20 protein-coding genes and 1 pseudogene are annotated in these 15,711 nt (G+C 69.0%); 7 read left to right on the forward strand and 14 right to left on the reverse strand.

All coding sequences use genetic code 11. The annotated features are described in order from the left end of the window. The first annotated feature begins 16 nt into the window (after positions 1 to 16). Positions 17 to 1,075, forward strand: coding sequence for a CoA transferase (locus G3M62_RS18870; protein ID WP_165189805.1), 1,059 nt, complete (start codon positions 17 to 19; stop codon positions 1,073 to 1,075). After that, positions 1,048 to 2,466 (forward strand): amidohydrolase family protein, encoded by a 1,419-nt coding sequence (locus G3M62_RS18875; protein WP_205691902.1) that lies wholly within the window; start codon positions 1,048 to 1,050, stop codon positions 2,464 to 2,466. The genes G3M62_RS18870 and G3M62_RS18875 overlap by 28 nt, the downstream gene beginning before the upstream one ends. Here G3M62_RS18875 and G3M62_RS18880 read toward each other — a convergent pair. From G3M62_RS18880 to G3M62_RS18890, 3 genes are all read right to left on the reverse strand, one after another. Further along, the gene (locus G3M62_RS18880; protein WP_165191371.1) at positions 2,389 to 3,216 is read right to left on the reverse strand and encodes an enoyl-CoA hydratase/isomerase family protein; all 828 of its coding nucleotides are present in this window, start codon (positions 3,214 to 3,216) and stop codon (positions 2,389 to 2,391) included. The two genes, G3M62_RS18875 and G3M62_RS18880, sit on opposite strands and share 78 nt — an antisense overlap. Positions 3,217 to 3,235: 19 nt before the next feature. Then, on the reverse strand, positions 3,236 to 4,684 hold the full coding sequence (locus tag G3M62_RS18885; protein WP_165189807.1) for an NAD-dependent succinate-semialdehyde dehydrogenase: 1,449 nt from the start codon (positions 4,682 to 4,684) through the stop codon (positions 3,236 to 3,238). Between the two features lie 61 nt (positions 4,685 to 4,745). Beyond that, the gene (locus G3M62_RS18890) at positions 4,746 to 5,579 is read right to left on the reverse strand and encodes an enoyl-CoA hydratase/isomerase family protein (RefSeq protein WP_165189809.1); all 834 of its coding nucleotides are present in this window, start codon (positions 5,577 to 5,579) and stop codon (positions 4,746 to 4,748) included. A gap of 227 nt (positions 5,580 to 5,806) precedes the next feature. Here G3M62_RS18890 and G3M62_RS18895 point away from each other — a divergent pair, with 227 nt between their 5' ends. Then, on the forward strand, positions 5,807 to 6,427 hold the full coding sequence (locus G3M62_RS18895; protein ID WP_165189811.1) for a TetR/AcrR family transcriptional regulator: 621 nt from the start codon (positions 5,807 to 5,809) through the stop codon (positions 6,425 to 6,427). Positions 6,428 to 6,559: 132 nt separating this feature from the next. On the opposite strand, the gene G3M62_RS18900 is transcribed toward G3M62_RS18895, so the two are convergent. The 6 genes and pseudogenes from G3M62_RS18900 to G3M62_RS26990 all read right to left on the reverse strand — a co-directional run. Beyond that, positions 6,560 to 7,183, reverse strand: a complete 624-nt coding sequence (locus G3M62_RS18900; RefSeq protein ID WP_165191373.1) for a TetR/AcrR family transcriptional regulator — start codon at positions 7,181 to 7,183, stop codon at positions 6,560 to 6,562. Between the two features lie 104 nt (positions 7,184 to 7,287). After that, entirely contained in the window at positions 7,288 to 7,734 is a 447-nt protein-coding gene (locus tag G3M62_RS18905; protein ID WP_165189813.1) for a hypothetical protein, read from the reverse strand. A gap of 130 nt (positions 7,735 to 7,864) precedes the next feature. Beyond that, positions 7,865 to 8,221: a hypothetical protein gene (locus tag G3M62_RS18910; RefSeq protein WP_165189815.1), complete on the reverse strand. Its 357-nt coding sequence runs from the start codon at positions 8,219 to 8,221 to the stop codon at positions 7,865 to 7,867. Between the two features lie 87 nt (positions 8,222 to 8,308). After that, on the reverse strand, positions 8,309 to 8,470 hold the full coding sequence (locus G3M62_RS18915; protein WP_165183850.1) for a hypothetical protein: 162 nt from the start codon (positions 8,468 to 8,470) through the stop codon (positions 8,309 to 8,311). Then, positions 8,428 to 8,796 (reverse strand): hypothetical protein, encoded by a 369-nt coding sequence (locus G3M62_RS18920; RefSeq protein WP_165189817.1) that lies wholly within the window; start codon positions 8,794 to 8,796, stop codon positions 8,428 to 8,430. The genes G3M62_RS18915 and G3M62_RS18920 overlap by 43 nt, the downstream gene beginning before the upstream one ends. 178 nt (positions 8,797 to 8,974) lie before the next feature. After that, a pseudogene (locus G3M62_RS26990) lies at positions 8,975 to 9,265 on the reverse strand (LuxR C-terminal-related transcriptional regulator); the annotation flags it as partial. A gap of 59 nt (positions 9,266 to 9,324) precedes the next feature. Here G3M62_RS26990 and G3M62_RS18930 point away from each other — a divergent pair. After that, positions 9,325 to 9,675, forward strand: coding sequence for a helix-turn-helix domain-containing protein (locus G3M62_RS18930; protein ID WP_281360066.1), 351 nt, complete (start codon positions 9,325 to 9,327; stop codon positions 9,673 to 9,675). Here G3M62_RS18930 and G3M62_RS18935 read toward each other — a convergent pair. After that, complete coding sequence (locus G3M62_RS18935; protein WP_165189821.1) at positions 9,672 to 10,439, reverse strand: competence/damage-inducible protein A; 768 nt, start codon at positions 10,437 to 10,439, stop codon at positions 9,672 to 9,674. The two genes, G3M62_RS18930 and G3M62_RS18935, sit on opposite strands and share 4 nt — an antisense overlap. A gap of 51 nt (positions 10,440 to 10,490) precedes the next feature. Here G3M62_RS18935 and sfsA point away from each other — a divergent pair, with 51 nt between their 5' ends. Continuing rightward, positions 10,491 to 11,204 carry a DNA/RNA nuclease SfsA gene (gene sfsA / locus G3M62_RS18940; RefSeq protein ID WP_165189823.1) on the forward strand — a complete coding sequence of 238 codons (714 nt, stop codon included), beginning with the start codon at positions 10,491 to 10,493 and terminating at the stop codon, positions 11,202 to 11,204. Here the strand turns inward: sfsA and G3M62_RS18945 are convergent. Further along, the gene (locus G3M62_RS18945; protein WP_165189825.1) at positions 11,201 to 11,905 is read right to left on the reverse strand and encodes a hypothetical protein; all 705 of its coding nucleotides are present in this window, start codon (positions 11,903 to 11,905) and stop codon (positions 11,201 to 11,203) included. The two genes, sfsA and G3M62_RS18945, sit on opposite strands and share 4 nt — an antisense overlap. Positions 11,906 to 12,132: 227 nt before the next feature. Between G3M62_RS18945 and map the strand changes: the two genes are divergently transcribed. Both map and G3M62_RS18955 read left to right on the forward strand, forming a co-directional pair. Further along, on the forward strand, positions 12,133 to 12,963 hold the full coding sequence (gene map, locus G3M62_RS18950) for a type I methionyl aminopeptidase (RefSeq protein ID WP_165189827.1): 831 nt from the start codon (positions 12,133 to 12,135) through the stop codon (positions 12,961 to 12,963). Between the two features lie 56 nt (positions 12,964 to 13,019). Further along, entirely contained in the window at positions 13,020 to 13,637 is a 618-nt protein-coding gene (locus G3M62_RS18955) for a JAB domain-containing protein (protein ID WP_165189829.1), read from the forward strand. A gap of 189 nt (positions 13,638 to 13,826) precedes the next feature. On the opposite strand, the gene G3M62_RS18960 is transcribed toward G3M62_RS18955, so the two are convergent. The 3 genes from G3M62_RS18960 to G3M62_RS18970 are packed head-to-tail and all read right to left on the reverse strand — an operon-like array spanning position 13,827 to position 15,695. Then, positions 13,827 to 14,273 carry a hypothetical protein gene (locus tag G3M62_RS18960; RefSeq protein WP_165189831.1) on the reverse strand — a complete coding sequence of 149 codons (447 nt, stop codon included), beginning with the start codon at positions 14,271 to 14,273 and terminating at the stop codon, positions 13,827 to 13,829. A gap of 11 nt (positions 14,274 to 14,284) precedes the next feature. Beyond that, positions 14,285 to 14,881: an OmpH/Skp family outer membrane protein gene (locus G3M62_RS18965; RefSeq protein WP_165189833.1), complete on the reverse strand. Its 597-nt coding sequence runs from the start codon at positions 14,879 to 14,881 to the stop codon at positions 14,285 to 14,287. A 4-nt stretch (positions 14,882 to 14,885) separates the two neighbouring features. Next, positions 14,886 to 15,695 (reverse strand): SapC family protein, encoded by an 810-nt coding sequence (locus G3M62_RS18970; protein WP_165189835.1) that lies wholly within the window; start codon positions 15,693 to 15,695, stop codon positions 14,886 to 14,888. Positions 15,696 to 15,711: the final 16 nt, after the last annotated feature.

Raw genomic sequence — 15,711 nt, forward strand, 5'->3', positions numbered from 1 at the left:
GATCGGCGAGCGGGCGATGCTGGGCGGGTTCAAGATTCCGGGCGAGGTTTCGGCCGGTGGGGGATGCCGCCTCTACGCGGCGCGCGACGGCGCGGTGGCGCTGAACCTGGCGCGGGCCAGCGACCGTGAGCTTTTGCCGGCGCTGTTCGAGACCGATACGCTGGACGCCAGCGATACGGACGCTATCGCGGCGCACATCGCCCAGCTCGACGCCGCCCCCCTGGTGGCGCGTGGCCGATTGATGGGCCTGGCCATCGCCGCCGAGCAGGAAGACAACGCGCCGGGTCCAGCTCGTGCGACACTGGTGGAGAGCGCTCCAGCGCCGCCGCCCACCCATCGCCCGAAAGTCCTGGATCTCTCCGCCCTGTGGGCCGGGCCGCTGGCCGGGCACCTGCTGTGGCTGGCCGGGGCCGAGGTGATCAAGGTCGAGAGCCGCACCCGTCCCGACGCCATGCGCGACGGCGACGACGCGCTGTTCGCCCGGCTCAACCAGGGCAAGGCCAGCGTGGCGCTCGACTTCCGTTCGCCCGACGGCCGGCGCGCTCTGCTGGCCCTGATCGCCCGGGCCGACATCGTGATCGAGGCCGCGCGGCCCCGCGCCCTGGCGCAACTGGGGATCGACGCGAGCGAGCTGGTGCTGCGCAAGCCGGGGCAGGTCTGGGTGACCATCACCGGACATGGCGCCGAAGGTCCGACAGCGGATTGGATCGGGTTTGGCGACGACTGCGCGGTCGCGGGCGGGCTCAGCGCCGCGCTGCGGGACGCGAGCGGGCGAGGCGGCTTCGTCGGCGACGCCCTGGCCGATCCGCTGACGGGCGTCCAGACCGCCAAGGTCGCCTGGGAGGCCTGGCGCACGGGTCGGGGCGGTCGTTTCGGCCTGTCGATGCACAGCGTGGCGGCGCGGGCCCTGGCCGAGGCGCGGGCCGCCGATCCGGTGGGCCTGACCGCCGAGCTCAAAGGCTGGAGCGACGCCGCCGGCAGCCCCTTCCCCGCCGTCCGCCGACGTGAGGCGCTCGCCCTCCCCGCCTGGGGTGCCGACACCGCTGCGTGCCTGGCGAACCTGCCGCCATGCTGATCACCCGGGCGCAGCTGGAGGGCGGCGAGGTTGGCGACGTCCGGATCACGCGGGGGCAGGTGGCGTTGATCGGCGCGCTGACGCCGGAGCTTGGCGAGCGGGTGGTCGACGCGGCCGGCGGCCTGCTGCTGCCGGGCCTGCACGACCATCACATCCACGCCGCCGCCCTGGCCGCGTCCCTGACCTCGGTGCGCTGCGGCCCACCCGAGGTGGCCGACGCCGAGACCTTCGCCGACGCGCTGCGGGCGGCGCCCGGCGACGATTGGCTGCGCGGGACGGGCTATCACGAGAGCGTCGCCGGGATGCTCGACGCCCCGGCGCTGGATGCGATCATCGCCGACCGGCCCGTCCGGGTGCAGCATCGCGGGGGCCGGATGTGGTTCCTCAATTCGAGGGCGCTGGACCTCCTGCTGGCCGACCAAGCGCCGCCGCCCGGACTGCAACGCGAGGACGGCCGCTTCACCGGCCGCCTGTTCGACGAGGACGCCTGGATGAAGCGGACGCTGGGCGGTCGGCCGCCCGGCCTGGCGGCGGTGGGCGCGATCCTGGCGCGGGCCGGCGTTACCGGCCTGACCGACATGTCGCCCGCCAACGACGCGGTGATGGCCCGCCACTTCGCCGCCCAGGGCGCCGACGGGTCGCTGCCCCAGCGCGTGCTGCTGGCCGGGCGGCTGGACCTGGCCGAAGCGGACATGACCCGCCTTGTCACCTTGGGTCCCGCCAAGCTGCACCTGCATGAGGCCGAACTGCCAGATTTCGACGAAGCCGTGGCCTTCATGCGGGACGCCCATGCGCGCGGTCGTGGCGTCGCCGTGCACTGCGCCACCGAGGTCGAGCTGGTGTTCACCCTGGCCGCCTTCGACGCGGCCGGCGTCCAGCCCGGCGACCGGATCGAGCACGCCTCGGTGGCTCCCGACACCGCCGTCGCCGAGATCGCCCGTCTGGGCCTGCCGGTCTGCAGCCAGCCGCATTTCATCGCCGAGCGCGGCGACATCTACCGCGCCGAAGTCGAACCCGAGCTGCAGCCCCTGCTCTATCGCCTGGGCGCCTTCCGCGACGTGGGCGTGACCCTGGCGGGCGGTAGCGACGCCCCATTCGGGGGTCCCGATCCGTGGGCGGCGATGGCGGCGGCCGTGTCGCGACGCACCCGCGACGGCGCCCTGATCGGCGCGGCCGAGGCCCTGACGCCAGAAGAAGCGCTGGATCTCCATCTGCGCGCGCCCGAGGCGCTGGAGCGGCGGCGGCGGGTCGAGGTCGGCGCGCCGGCCGACCTGTGCCTGATCGACCGCCCCTGGGCGCGGGCTCGCCAGGCGCTAGAGGCGGTCCAGGTTCGCGCCGCCTGGGTCGATGGGCGGATGATCTTCGATGGCGTCGATCAGGCCCCAGCCTAAGGCCGTCGCGGCGTTGATCCGCCGGCCCGACAGCAACATCAGCGTCGCGCGGTGTCGTCCGATCCGCCGCGCCACCGACACGCAGCCGCCGGCCCCGGGGATCAGGCCCATGGCCAGCTCCGGCAGCTGGAACCAGGCCGAGGGCGAGGCGGTCACCCGCCCCGCGAACGCCGCGATCTCCAGCCCCGCTCCGACGCAGGCGCCTTGAACGTGAACGTCGAAGATCTCGGCGCGGCGCGACAGCGGGCGAGCGGGCAGCGTCTGCATCCGGATCGCGTGCGCCACGGCCGGATCGCGGGTGGTCCCGAACTCGTCGAGATCGCCGCCGATGCTGAAGCTGGGGCCGACCGAGCGCAGCTCGACCCGTGTGATGTCCGGATCGCTGGCCGCCACGGTGAAGGCTTCGTGGAGCCCGTCGCGCATCGTCCGGTCGATCGCGTTGCGCGCCCAGGGGCGGTCCAGCACGATCCGCAACACGGCGTCGTCGCGGCTGATCAAGACGCGGCCGGGCGGAGACGGCTTGGGCTCACGCCCCGCCAACCAGGCGGCGTGTTCGGCGCCGACCTGCAGCGCACCGTAGGCTAAGGACTCCCGCGTCAAAGCCTCTTCGACGTCGACGCCTTCCAGGTCGAGCAGCAATCGGACCGCGACGGCGGCGGCGTTCGGATGGGCGAGAACCTGCCGCACCAGACCCTCCGCCGTGAACGGCGGCTCGATCTCGATGTCGGTCAGCAGGTCGCCAAGATCCATCACGCCGCCCTTCAGGCGGCTAGAGGCCGCCCATGCACAGGTACTTCAGCTCGGTATAGTCCTCCAGGCCGTGGCGTGAGCCCTCGCGGCCCATGCCCGAGGACTTGACCCCGCCGAACGGCGCGACCTCGGTGGAGATCAGGCCGGTGTTGATGCCGACCATGCCCACCTCCATCGCCTCGGCCACCCGCCAGATCCGGCCGATATCGCGGGCGTAGAAGTAGCCGGCCAGGCCCACGTCGGTGTCGTTGGCCATGGCCAGGGCCTGTTCCTCGGTCTCGAACTCGAACAGGGCGGCGACCGGGCCGAAGGTCTCCTCGTGGGCGATCAGCATATCCGGGGTGGCGCCGCCGATGATCGTCGGCTCGAAGAACCCTTGGCCCAGCGCATGGCGATGACCGCCGGTCACCAGGCGTCCACCGTGGCTCAGGGCGTCGGCGATATGCTCCTCGACCTTTTCGACGGCGGCCTGGTCGATCAACGGACCCAGGACGACGCCGGCCTCGGTGCCCGGACCGACCTTCAGCTTGGCCACCGCGGCGGCCAGCTTGGCCTCGAAGGTCGCGGCCACGTCCTTGTGGACCAGGATGCGGTTCACGCAGACGCAGGTCTGGCCGTTGTTGCGGTACTTCGAGGCGATCGCCCCCTCGACCGCCGCGTCCAGGTCGGCGTCGGGGAAGACGATGAACGGGGCGTTGCCGCCCAGTTCCATGGAGAGCTTCTTCATGGTCGGCGCGCACTGCGCCATCAGGGTCTTGCCCACCTCGGTCGAGCCGGTGAAGGAGAGCTTGGCGACCACGGGGCTGGCCGTCAGCGTTCCGCCGACCACCCGGGCCGCGCCCGTCACCACGTTCAGCACGCCCGCCGGAACGCCGGCCTGCTCGGCCAGGCGCGCCAGGGCCAGGGCCGTCAGCGGCGTCTGCGAGGCGGGCTTGGCCACGACGGTGCAGCCGGCCGCCAGGGCCGGCGCGATCTTGCGGGTGACCATGGCCGCGGGGAAGTTCCAGGGCGTGATGGCCGCGACCACCCCGACGGGCTGGCGGATCACCACCAGGCGGCTGTCGGCCCGGTGGCTGGGGATCACCTCGCCGTAGACGCGCTTGGCCTCCTCGGCGAACCATTCGATGTAGGCGGCCGCATAGGCGATCTCGCCCTTGGCCTCGGCCAGGGGCTTGCCCTGCTCGCGGGTCAGGATCATCGCCAGGTCGTCGGTGGCGGCCGTAACCAGGTCGAACCAGCGACGCAGGACCTTGGCGCGCTCGCCGGCGGTCTTGGCTCGCCAGGCCGGCAGCGCCGCCTGGGCCGCGTCGATGGCGGACTGCACCTGGCCCGCGTCCAGGCTGGGCACCGAGGCCAGGATCTCGCCAGTCGCCGGATCGGTGACGGCGACGCTGGCCTCGCCGACCCACGCGCCTCCGATCCAGCATTGCTCGCGCAGAAGGTCCGGATCGTTCAGCTGGGGCCGCATCTTAAGATCACCTTTGGCAAGGCCGCGCGGGGCGACCGACATCATTCAGCAAGACAGAACCCTAGCGACGGGCGTTCGGATCCGGATCCCAGCGGGGCTCGCGCTTTTCGGCGAAGGCCTTGGGACCTTCCTCGAAATCGGGATGCGACCACTGTGATTTCAAGAGCTCCCAGCCATGGGTCGGCGCGGCGGGGTCGTTGAGCTCGGTGGCCAGCCAGATCGCCCGCTTGGTCAGCGCCATGGCCTGGGGCGAGTTGGCGCACATGGCTTTGGCCAAACTCTTGGCGCGGTCCAGGGCCTCGGCGGCGGTGGGCTCGAGCAGATCGATCATGCCCAGGGCGTAGGCCCGCTCGGCCGACATCCGATAGGACTTGCCCACGAGCCCCATCAGCAGGGCCGCGCCCAGGCCGGCCCGACGGGCGATACCGATCGACTCCAGGGCCGAGACCTGACCGACGCTGACATGGCTGTCCATGAACTGGGCGGTGGCGGAGGCGACGACGATGTCGCTGTCGGCCACGAAGTGCAGGCCGCCGGCGTTGACCAGGCCGTTGACGCAACAGATCACCGGCCTGGTCACCGCGCACATGCGCGGCGAGAAGCGGTTGGCGGCGGCGTAGGGCTGGTTCTGCAGGCCGCCCACGCCGACTTCCAGCGCACCCACGTCGGCCCCGGTGCAGAAGTGCCGCTCGCCCGCGCCGGTCAGGATCACCGCCACGATGTCGCGATCCTCATTGACCCGCGCCCAGGCCGCCTCCAACGCCAGCAGCAGCGCCGGGTTCAGCGAATTGCCCTGGCCCGGCCGGTTCAGCGTCAGGATCGCGACTCCGTCCTCGACCTCGAAGATCAAAGGCTCGATCTGGGGCTCGGTCTGGCTTGCGGGCGACGAGGTCATCGGTGAGCTCCTTCCGCTGGAGCCATATCCCAGCCGCGAGACCCAAACCTAGCCGAGGCCCCGCGACATCGCCACGGCGGTAGCTTGCTTTCCGGCGTCCCGGCGCATCGGCGGACCGATGATTGCGTGGATGCATCGCGCGCGGACGATCTGTAGGATTTCATTCCTTGGCGTGCGTCGGGTTTTGCCTTTGCATAGGCCGTCACCTCGGGAGTGAAGACATAGCAATGCCCGCGTCGCCCTCATCGCCCTGGAAAACCGCCGACGACCGCCTCAAGGAGCGGGAAATCAAGCGCGAGGCCGTGCTGTTGGCGGCGGCCCGCGCCTTCAACGAGCGCGGCTTCCACAACACGGCGCTGGAGGACGTGGCGGCGGACCTCAAGGTCACCAAGCCCACGATCTACTATTACGGAGAAAGCAAGGAGGCCTTGCTGGCGGCCTGCTATCGCCGCGCCCTGGACACCCTGGACGACGTCACCCGCCAGTCCGAGGGCGACGCCGCCGATGCGCGCACGCGCCTGCGGGTGCTGATCATCGCCTATGGCGAGGCCATCCTGTCGATCTACGGGCGCTGCCTGACCCGAGTGCCCGACAACAGCCTGTCGCCGCCGCTGCGCCAGGAGCTGCGGGCCATCAAGCGCACGGTCGACGATCGCATCCGGCGGGTGCTGGACGACGGCGCCCGTGACGGGACGCTGAAGCCCACCGACACCAAGATGACCGCCTTCGCCATCGCCGGCGCGCTGAACGCCGCAGCGCTGTGGTTCGAGGAGACGGGCCCTTCCTCCGCCCAGCAGATCGGCGAGCACTACGCCGACCTGTTCGTCGCGGCCTTGCAGCCGGCCTAGAGAGCGAAAACCTCGTCCTTCGACAAGCTCAGGATGAGGTTTTCGACTGACGGGCCTCTGACATAGTCCTCATCCTGAGCCTGTCGAAGGACGAGGACCAAGCACAGCGTCTGCACTCAGCTGCGCCCCTACTCAGAGCGACAGATTGTGGATCGTCATCCGGATCGCCGACGCCAGGGCGGTCCGGTCCAGGTCCGGCTGGTTCACGGCCCTGAAGGTCAGTCCGTCGACCAGGATGCGCAGCAGGTCGCTGCGCGCCTCGAACTCCGCGTCGCTCCAGCCGGGCTTGCGGTCGCGGGCCAGGATCGCCCGGCACAGCGCCCGCTCCTGGGCGTCGGCAGCGCGAAGAATCTCGGCGATCTTCGGATTGCGGGCCGCCTCGGCCGCGACCTCCAGCACCAGGCCCGCCCGATAAGGGTCGAGCCGTTCGGCCAGCATCTGCGGCACATGGTCGGCGATCAGGTCGGCGGCCGAGCCGGGACGGCTCTGCAACTGGTCGAAGGTCTCGCGCAGCTCGGCCAGGTGCTGGTCGACGATGGCGGCGATGATCGCCTCCTTGTTGTCGAAGTAGCGGTAGATCTGGCCGACGCTCTGGCCCGCCGCCGCGGCGACATTGGCCATGCTGGCGCCGTGGAAGCCGGACTGGCGGAAACACTGGGCGGCGGCGTCGAGGATCTGCTGGCGACGCGACGTCCAGCGCGGAGACGGGGCGTCCTGCCCGCACGTCGCCTCGTCCGAAATCAGCGTCGCCGCCATGCCTCTCCGCTCCCCCGTGTTCTTGCGGATCAACTCGCCCGGCGAGAAGTCCTTACCCATCGGTAGGATCATTGTCGAAGCATCGCAAGTCCGGGAGCGGCGGATCAGGTCTTGCGGGCCTTCCAGCGCCCCCAGCCGGCCTGGGCCACGCCCACCGCGAAGGCGGCCAGTTCGGCGTCGCTCCACAGGTAGTAGGTGGAAAAGAAGCTCCACTGGATCAGGGTCGCGTCCATGAGGAAGGCCACGTGGGTCAGCACGACCAGCAGCTGGAAGGCGGTCATGAACAGGATCCAGATCCGCGGCTCGACTGTGCACAGGCTGATCAGGATCAGCAGGTAGACGACGTCGACCGCGAAGATCCCCCACTGCATCCCGACCTCGTCGGGAGACTGGACGGCGGCCGAGATGACCCAGGCGGCGACAGTAGCCACGGCCAGCCAGCGCTCCAGCCGTCGACCGATCAGCAAGGCCAGGCCGCAGATCGCCAGCATCACCAGGGCGGCGATCTGGGTCGGCGCGATCGAGAAGAGGTCCTGGAAGAAATGAAACATGCCGCCCCCGCGTCAGGGAGCGACATGTGTCTCACGAATCAACCCCAAGCCAAGGGTCCCACGCGACGGCGCCAGCTTCATCGCCCAGCCGTCCCTCCCCCGAAGGACGGCCGGGCGTCGGAGCGGCGGCTTAGGCGCTCTGGACTTCGCGCAGGTGGCCGGCGGGCTTGCCGGCCGGCGCGAGCTCGAGCGTGGCCTTGTCGCCGCCGCCCACCAGGGTGACGCGGCGCAGACCGACCTGGTCCTTGGCCTCGGCCAGGGCCTCGTGGGCGGCGATCAGCGAACGGCGGGCGTTGGCCATGCCCGAGGCGGCTTCCAGGACGCGGTCGACGGCCTGCTGGCCGACGCCGGCCCCCAGGCCCGCCTCGAGCCGCGCGCGCGGCATGGCGGCGATCAGGTCGCCCATCAGGGCCAAGGTGGTGTCCACGGCTTGTTCCGTGGTGAACAGTTGGCTCGCGAGTTGTTCGGCGACGATGCGGCGTTTCATGTGATTGGTATCCCCCGGGTGAGCGCCCTTGGGCGCAAGTTGACGATGGACGCCCGGCGCCCATCGTGGGGTTTCAGCCCATCGGGGTCAGCCGTGACGTAGAAGTTGGAAGAAATGGGCGACCTGTCGTGTCCCCAGCAGACCGCCGATCAGCAGGCTGCAGGCGGCGGCGATGGCCAGGACGACCAGCAGTCGGACGGCGGGGTTCAGGACATTGTCGTGCCCTCCTGCGCCCAGTTCTCGTGCCACTTCTCGTGGAAGGCTTCGTCCAGGACCGTGGCCGCGATGATCAGGATCTCGCGCAGCACCATTTCCGGCGGCTTCGGGTTGGCCTCCTTGCGCACCGCCGAGACCAGGTCGGTCACCATCGGCGCCAGGTTCGCCGGCGCCAGGCTCGACAGCTGGCGTTCCAGTTCGCTCCACGCGAAGGCCGGCATCGGCTGACGGTTCAGCAACGGCGGCCAGTCGCGGTCGAAGGTCTCCACCGCCTGGCGAATCTGCAGCGCCTTGCGCACCAGAAGGCTCAGACGCGCCCCCGCCAGGCTGGTCACCTCGTTGTCGTTGGTCACGCTCATGGTCACTGTCGTTGTCCGCCTCTTGGGGTGTCGAGACGGCAAAGGACGGTGTTGGTCGGGTCGGCGACAGTCCCATTGAGTCGCTGTGGGATTCAGTCCCATAGCCGCCAGGGGACCGCGCGGAGGTCGACGGAGGCGCGGGCGTGACGTGTTCGTGAGCGGTCAGCACCCGGGCCGCGGCGCGGCGGCCGTTGACGCCCAGCTTGCGGCAGGCGCTCTCGACCAGGGCGTCGGCGCGGGACTTGGACACGCCCATCAAGGGCCCGATTTCCTTGGAGAGTCTGTGCTCCGCGACCCAGCGCAACGCTTCCCGTTCGCGCTGGGTGAGCAGCTCGATATTCGGCTCCGAAGGGTTCGAGGGCCTGTCCATAACGCTTGATCGATCACTGCGTACGCCCGACACGCCGCGTACGGTGCAAGAATGCATTGCAGCCAGCCGAGGCCAAGCCGATAGTTCCGAGATTGCCATTTCAGTTGGGGGCGCGGCTTTTGAATACGCCGACCGGTCCAGATCCTATCGACGTCGCGGTGGGGACCCGCATCCGGGTTCAACGCCGGCACATGAAAATCAGCCAGGACGATCTGGCCCAGGTTCTGGGCCTGACGTTCCAGCAGGTCCAAAAGTACGAGCGTGGCACCAATCGCGTCTCGGCCTCGATGCTGGTGCGCATCGCCGCCAAGCTGCAGACCACGGTCGGCAGCCTGGTGGGCGAGGACGTGGTGGCCGAGCAGGACGTGGCCATGCTGACGGCGCTCTCGACGCCGGGCGCCATCGACCTGTTGCGGGCCTACGGCCAGGCCACGCCGAAGGGCCGCAAGACCATCCTCAACGTCGCCAAGACGCTGGTCGAGCCGGACGAGACGGCGGACGTGGCTTAGGCCGCGCCCGCGTCCAACCGCTCGATCCCCGCCACCCCGGCCTGGGTCAGCGACGCCACCAGCTCTTCGACCGCCGCGTCGACCTGCGCCGGATCGCGGCCGCGGATCACCAGGCTGGCGCCGTAGACGTCGGGCGGGGCGAAGAACGGATAGCTGCCGATCGACAGATCCGGATGGGCCTTGGCCACCGCTTCCAGCGGCGCGGCGATCGTGCCCTCGCCGGTGCCGGTGACCCGGACGGTCTTGCTGATCACCACCGCCCCGGTGCGCAGGCGCGGACCGACATCGTCGAGCATGCCGCGCATGATCGCCGGCACGCCCGCCAGCACGAAGACATTGCCGATCTGGAAGCCCGGCGGGCCCTGGACGGGGTTCTTCACCAGCGTGCCGCCCTCGGGCACGTGGGCCATGCGCCGACGCGCGGCGTTGGGCTCGCCCCAGCGTTCGCGCAGCATGGCCATGATCTCGGGATGCTCGGGGGCCGTCACCCCAAAGGCCTTGGCCACCGAATCGGCGGTGATGTCGTCGTGGGTGGGACCGATGCCGCCGGTGGTGACCACGTAGTCGTATCGGGTCCTCAGGGCGTTGACCGCGTCGATGATCTCCTGCTCGACATCCGGCACGATCCGCACCTCGCAGACATCCACGCCGTAGGTGGCCAGATACTTGGCGATGGCGTTGAGGTTCACGTCCTGGGTGCGACCCGACAGGATCTCGTCGCCGATGATCAGAACCGCCGCCGTCACGCGCTCGCTGGTCGTCATCGTCTCGATCCCCTACAGGCTAACATCTCTGCCGTCCGACTTAAGGCCCCCATGCTTCTCCCGCAACCGATGGCGCACGGCGTGATCGTCCAGCGCTACAAGCGCTTCTTCTGCGACCTGGTGCTCGACGACGGGCGCGAGGTGACGGCGCACTGTCCCAACTCCGGCGCCATGCTGGGCGTGAACCTACCGGGCCAGGGGGCGTGGGCGTCGTTCTCCGACGATCCCAAGCGCAAGCTGGCCTGGACGCTGCAGGTGGTCGAGGCCGCCGGGCCGGACGGCAAGGGGCTCGTGGGGGTCAACACCCACCTGCCCAACAAGCTGGTCGCCGAGGCCCTGGTGGGCGGGGTGATCCCGGAGCTGACCGGCTACGCCTCGATCCGCCCGGAGGTGAAATACGCCGCCGCCAGCCGCGTCGACTTCCTGCTGACCGATCCGGACCGCCCGCCCTGCTGGCTGGAGGTCAAGAACGTCCACCTGTCGCGCACCCCGCCGCTGGCCGAATTCCCCGACTGCAAGGCGGCCCGCTCGACCCGCCACCTGGAGGACCTCGCCGCCCAGGTCCGCGAAGGCCACCGGGCCGTGGCCCTGTTCGTCGTCCAGCGCGAGGACTGCGACCGCTTCAAGGCCTGCGCCGACTTGGATCCGGCCTTCGCGGCGGGCCTGGAGCGCGCGGCGGACGCGGGGGTGGAGGTGCTGGTCTATCGATGTGCGATGGCGACAGGGGAAATCAGAATAGCAGACCGAATTGCTTGGTCTCGCTAGGGAACCTCCGTCGATTTGACGAGCAGCTCTAATGCTTGGACTGGATCAGACAAAAAGTAGATTGCCGAAAAGCCACGCCCGTCGAAAACAGCCTCAGCCGCCACACGCACCTTCCCGCTGTTGAAGTCAGTGTCAGCCACCACGAGCAAGCGTACGTCATTTCCACAGGCCCTACGGTAGATTGGGACTCGATCCTCTTTGTGATCAATCGCCGCTTGGATCACGGCTGCGCCATCCTGCAGCACCCATCCTACTCGGTCGCCAACGACAAGCCACGCGGGGCGGAAGGACCGGTGAAGGGAAGTCTTACGCCCGGCTTTGTCCCGTAGCTCCAAACCCTCACCAATCGCAAACTCGCCTATTCTCAGCGCAAGTAGCCGACCAACGAAATCATCGACCTCATCCAGTTGCAATCGATGCGTCAACTTCACGTCGATGGCTGGACCGCCAGCTGCTTCGAAACGCCTTCTTGCCTCTTGGAGGACCTTTTGCGCGTCGCTCTCGCCACGCCGCACTTTCGACCCACTGGGCTGATAGTCCTGATGAGCCAGTGTGACCTCTAGGCCAAATCGAACACCCGCCTCTTCAACTATGAAATCGGGACTTTCCCCCTCAGTGATCACGCACCATTTAGCGCCCGATAGGTTCCTGAACCTGTCGAGATGAATCCGCTCAAGCAATTTGTCTTTGCGGCGAGCCATGCGTCAAAGTGAACACGCCTGACGACTGACGCCAATGGTGGCCGTTGTGCATAGCTTCGCTTGTGACCTCATAGGCCCCCTCGACACGCTCTCCCGAGGAGCTCACCACAGTCTACCCCGCGCCGACATTGAACTTCTGTGCTATCGTTGCGACATACGCCACGAAGACCACCTGTACATCGGCCTGTTCGTCCGCGAGCGCGCCGCCCGTTTGAGATAGAACCACCATGACCCTTGAAGACACGGCCGAGATCGAAGCCGAGACCCGCACCGGCGCGATCAAGATCCACAAGCCCGCCGACTTCGAGGGCATGCGCCGCGCCGGCAAGCTGGCGGCCGAGTGCCTGGACATGTTGATCCCGCACGTCGTGCCAGGCGTGTCGTCCGACCACCTGGACACTCTGGCCCGCGAGTTCATCCTCGACCACGGCGCCCTGCCGGCCTGCCTGTTCTATCGCGGTTATCCCAAGACGGTCTGCATCTCGCGCAACCACGTGGTCTGCCACGGCATCCCCGGCGAGTGGGCGCTGCGCGAGGGCGACATCGTCAATATCGACGTGACCGTGATCGTCGACGGCTGGCACGGCGATACCTCGCGGATGTATGGCGTCGGCGAGGTGGGCCCCCGCGCCCGCCGCCTGGTCGAGATCACCTACGAGGGCATGAAGCGCGGCCTGGACGCGGTGAAGCCGGGCGCGACCCTGGGCGACATCGGCTACGCCATCCAGTCGTATGTCGAGGCCCAGCGCTGCAGCGTGGTGCGCGACTTCTGCGGCCACGGCCTGGGCAAGGTGTTCCATGACGCCCCCAACATCCTGCACTTCGGCCGCCCCGGCCAGGGCGCGGTGCTGAAGCCGGGCATGTTCTTCACCGTCGAGCCGATGGTGAACCTGGGCAAGCCAGCCGTGAAGGTGCTGGGCGACGGCTGGACGGCCGTGACCCGCGACAAGTCGCTGTCGGCCCAGTGCGAACACTCGATCGGCGTGACGGAAGACGGCTACGAGGTGTTCACCGCCTCGCCGACCGGCCTGTTCCAGCCGGCGATCCTGGGCGGCTGAGACTGGACAACCTTCAATTGATCTGACCTAATCCGCTCTCGCACTGCGGGGGCGCGATGGTCAGCGGTCGATCACTCAAGGCGACGCCCGGCGTGGCGGAGGCCTCGCCGCCCGCCGCGCATCAGCTGGGCCACCGCGAGCGGCTGCGCGACCGGGCCAAGGCCGGGGGTCTTTCCGCCCTGCCCGACTACGAGTTGCTGGAGCTCTACCTCTTCCGCACCTTCGCGCGCGGCGACGTCAAGCCGATGGCCAAGGCGCTGCTGGCCCGGTTCGGCTCGTTCGGGGCGACGATCTCGGCCTCGATCGAGGAGCTGAAGACCGTGCCGGGCGTCGGCGAGAGCGCGGCGGTCGATCTGAAACTGCTGCACGAAGCCGCCCTGCGGGCCGGTCGCGACAAGATCGCCAAGCGGCCGGTGATCTCGTCCTGGACGGCGCTGCTGGGCTATGTCCGCGTCGCCCTGGCCAACGAGCCGCGCGAGCAGTTCCGCGTGCTGTTCCTGGACAACAAGAACCAGCTGATCGCCGACGAAGTGATGAACCACGGCACCGTCGACCACGCTCCGGTCTATCCGCGCGAGGTGATGCGGCGGGCCCTGGAGCTGTCGAGCAGCAACATCATCCTGCTGCACAACCATTCCACTCTCAACCACAGGCATCCACGCCCGCCCATTTGAGGGCATGCCCATCGACGATCAGGCATGAAAGCCTGCCTTTTTCCCTCGGCCTCAAGCGAGAATATTCACAGTCAAACGGCGGCACTCACAGAGCTAGCTGCCGAACATTGGGATTAACTCTAAGACAATTCATCTCTGACCAAGATTCGGCACTAGAGAACGCTGGCGTTAGGCCGAATTCCGGACGTTCTAGAAAGACTTCCCCGGCGCAGTAGTCTTGCTCTCGGGCGCCGGCTCCAGCCCGATTGATAGGCGGACAGGCAGCAGCATGCCCTTGGGCGGCGCTTGCGACAGACGGTGGCCCACCAGCAGGGCCTGCAGGTCGGCGTTGGGCTCGGGATGGGCGAAGAGCGCGAAATCGACCTTGCTGATCACGCCCTGGCGATCGATCCAGACCAACAGCGGCAGTTGCAGGCGGCTGTCAGCCGCCGGTCTGGAGATCTGGTCCAGATAGTCGCGCAGCCGCACGGCGGCCGGGTCTGACCTGCCGAGTTGATCGGTGATCGCCTGATTGACCAGACCGGCATAGGCCACCCAGGCGGCGGGCGCGGCCTGAGGCGACACCGGCCCCGCCAGGGTGGGCGTCGCGGGCGAGAGGCCGACGACCGCGGCGAGGGAGGCCAAAAGTCTGCGCACAGTAATAGCCTCTAGCGGGTCGCGGCTTGCGGCGCGGCCGGCAGGACCTCGCGATTGAAGCTGATGGTGGTCATCGTCGCATCCAGGCCCTTGACCACGTCGGCGGTCAAGTCGTTGGCCAGGTTGCCGCCGAGCACCGAGTTGCGGTCGACCAACAGGCCGCAGCCCTTGGCCTTGTAGGCCTGGGCGATCACTGGCTGGGCGGCGGTGGAGATCTGGGCCAGGGCTTTCTCGCGGGTGGCCTCGATCTCGCGCGAGCGCTGCTGGGCCTTGGCCTGCATGGCCTGGACGCGCGGCGCCAGGGCCTGCTCCTTGGCCTGGCGCTGAGCCGGCGTCAGCTTGGCCTGCTCGGCCTGATAGGCCTTCAGGTCGACGTCCAGCGCCTTGCGGTCGGTCTCAACCTCGGCCTGGGCGTCCTGGGTCAGCTGCTGCAGGCGCGCGGAGGCGGCCGCCCCGACCTTGGCGTTGGCGAAGATCGCCTCGCGCGACAGCAGGCACACGCCGGGAACAGGGTTGCCGCCCAGCGGCTGGGCGGCGGGAGCCTGGGCCAGGGCCGGCGCCGCTGCGCTGGCGCACAGCAGGGCGACGAGCAGGGATTGGCGGATCATGACTTTACGCATCCTCGGTCTTGGGCGCGACGGATTTGGCCATCGCCGGTCGGGGTTTGGCGGAGACTTTTGATAGCGCGGCGACGGCCGCCGCGCCGCTCTCGCGCGCCAGCAGGTCGGTGAAGCGCTCCAGCGAGGCCAGGTGGAAATGCACCAGGGCCAGCCAGCCCTTGCGGTGCCAGTCCAGCACCACCTCGTCGGGCAAGGCCGCGAACCGGGCCGGGTCGACGACCTGAAAGCCGCCTAGGCTCAGGGGCTGGCCGCCGGCCGGGCGGGCGTCGGCCTGCTGGGCGATCAGCAGGTCGTGCTCGACCAGGGCCGCGCCGAAGGCTCGGGCCTGCAGGTGCTGGGCATGGAACTCACCGCAGAAGGCCATGGCGCCCTCGGTCAGCGCCGAGGGCTTGCCGTCCTCGAACAGGGCAGCCCCGCCCTCCCCGCCCACGACGATCCGGTCGGACGCCATGTCGATCCCCAGAACCAGGTTGTCGCCACCGGCCTCGATGAACACGAACGGATACCGGCGCACATAGGCGGGCGCATACATCCCCTCGGCCCAGCGCCCCTCGGCGACGAAGCGGTTGTCCGCGCCCAGGCCCAGGATGGCCATGGGGAACGGCGTCTCGCCTTGCGAGAACACCACCGGATAGCCCCGAGCCGCCGAGGCAAACTCCACCAGGGTCAGCGGCGCGGCGTTGGTCTGGGCGGCGAAACCATAATCGCCGTCCTTCAGGCGTAGGGCCCCGTGGACCAGCGCGTTCAGCGGCTGGGGGTCCTGGTAGAACAGCGGCAAGGGCTGCCTGGCGAGATCAGTCACGCAAATCTCCGTTACT

Origin of the sequence: Caulobacter soli, assembly GCF_011045195.1 — a bacterium.
GTDB lineage: Bacteria > Pseudomonadota > Alphaproteobacteria > Caulobacterales > Caulobacteraceae > Caulobacter > Caulobacter soli.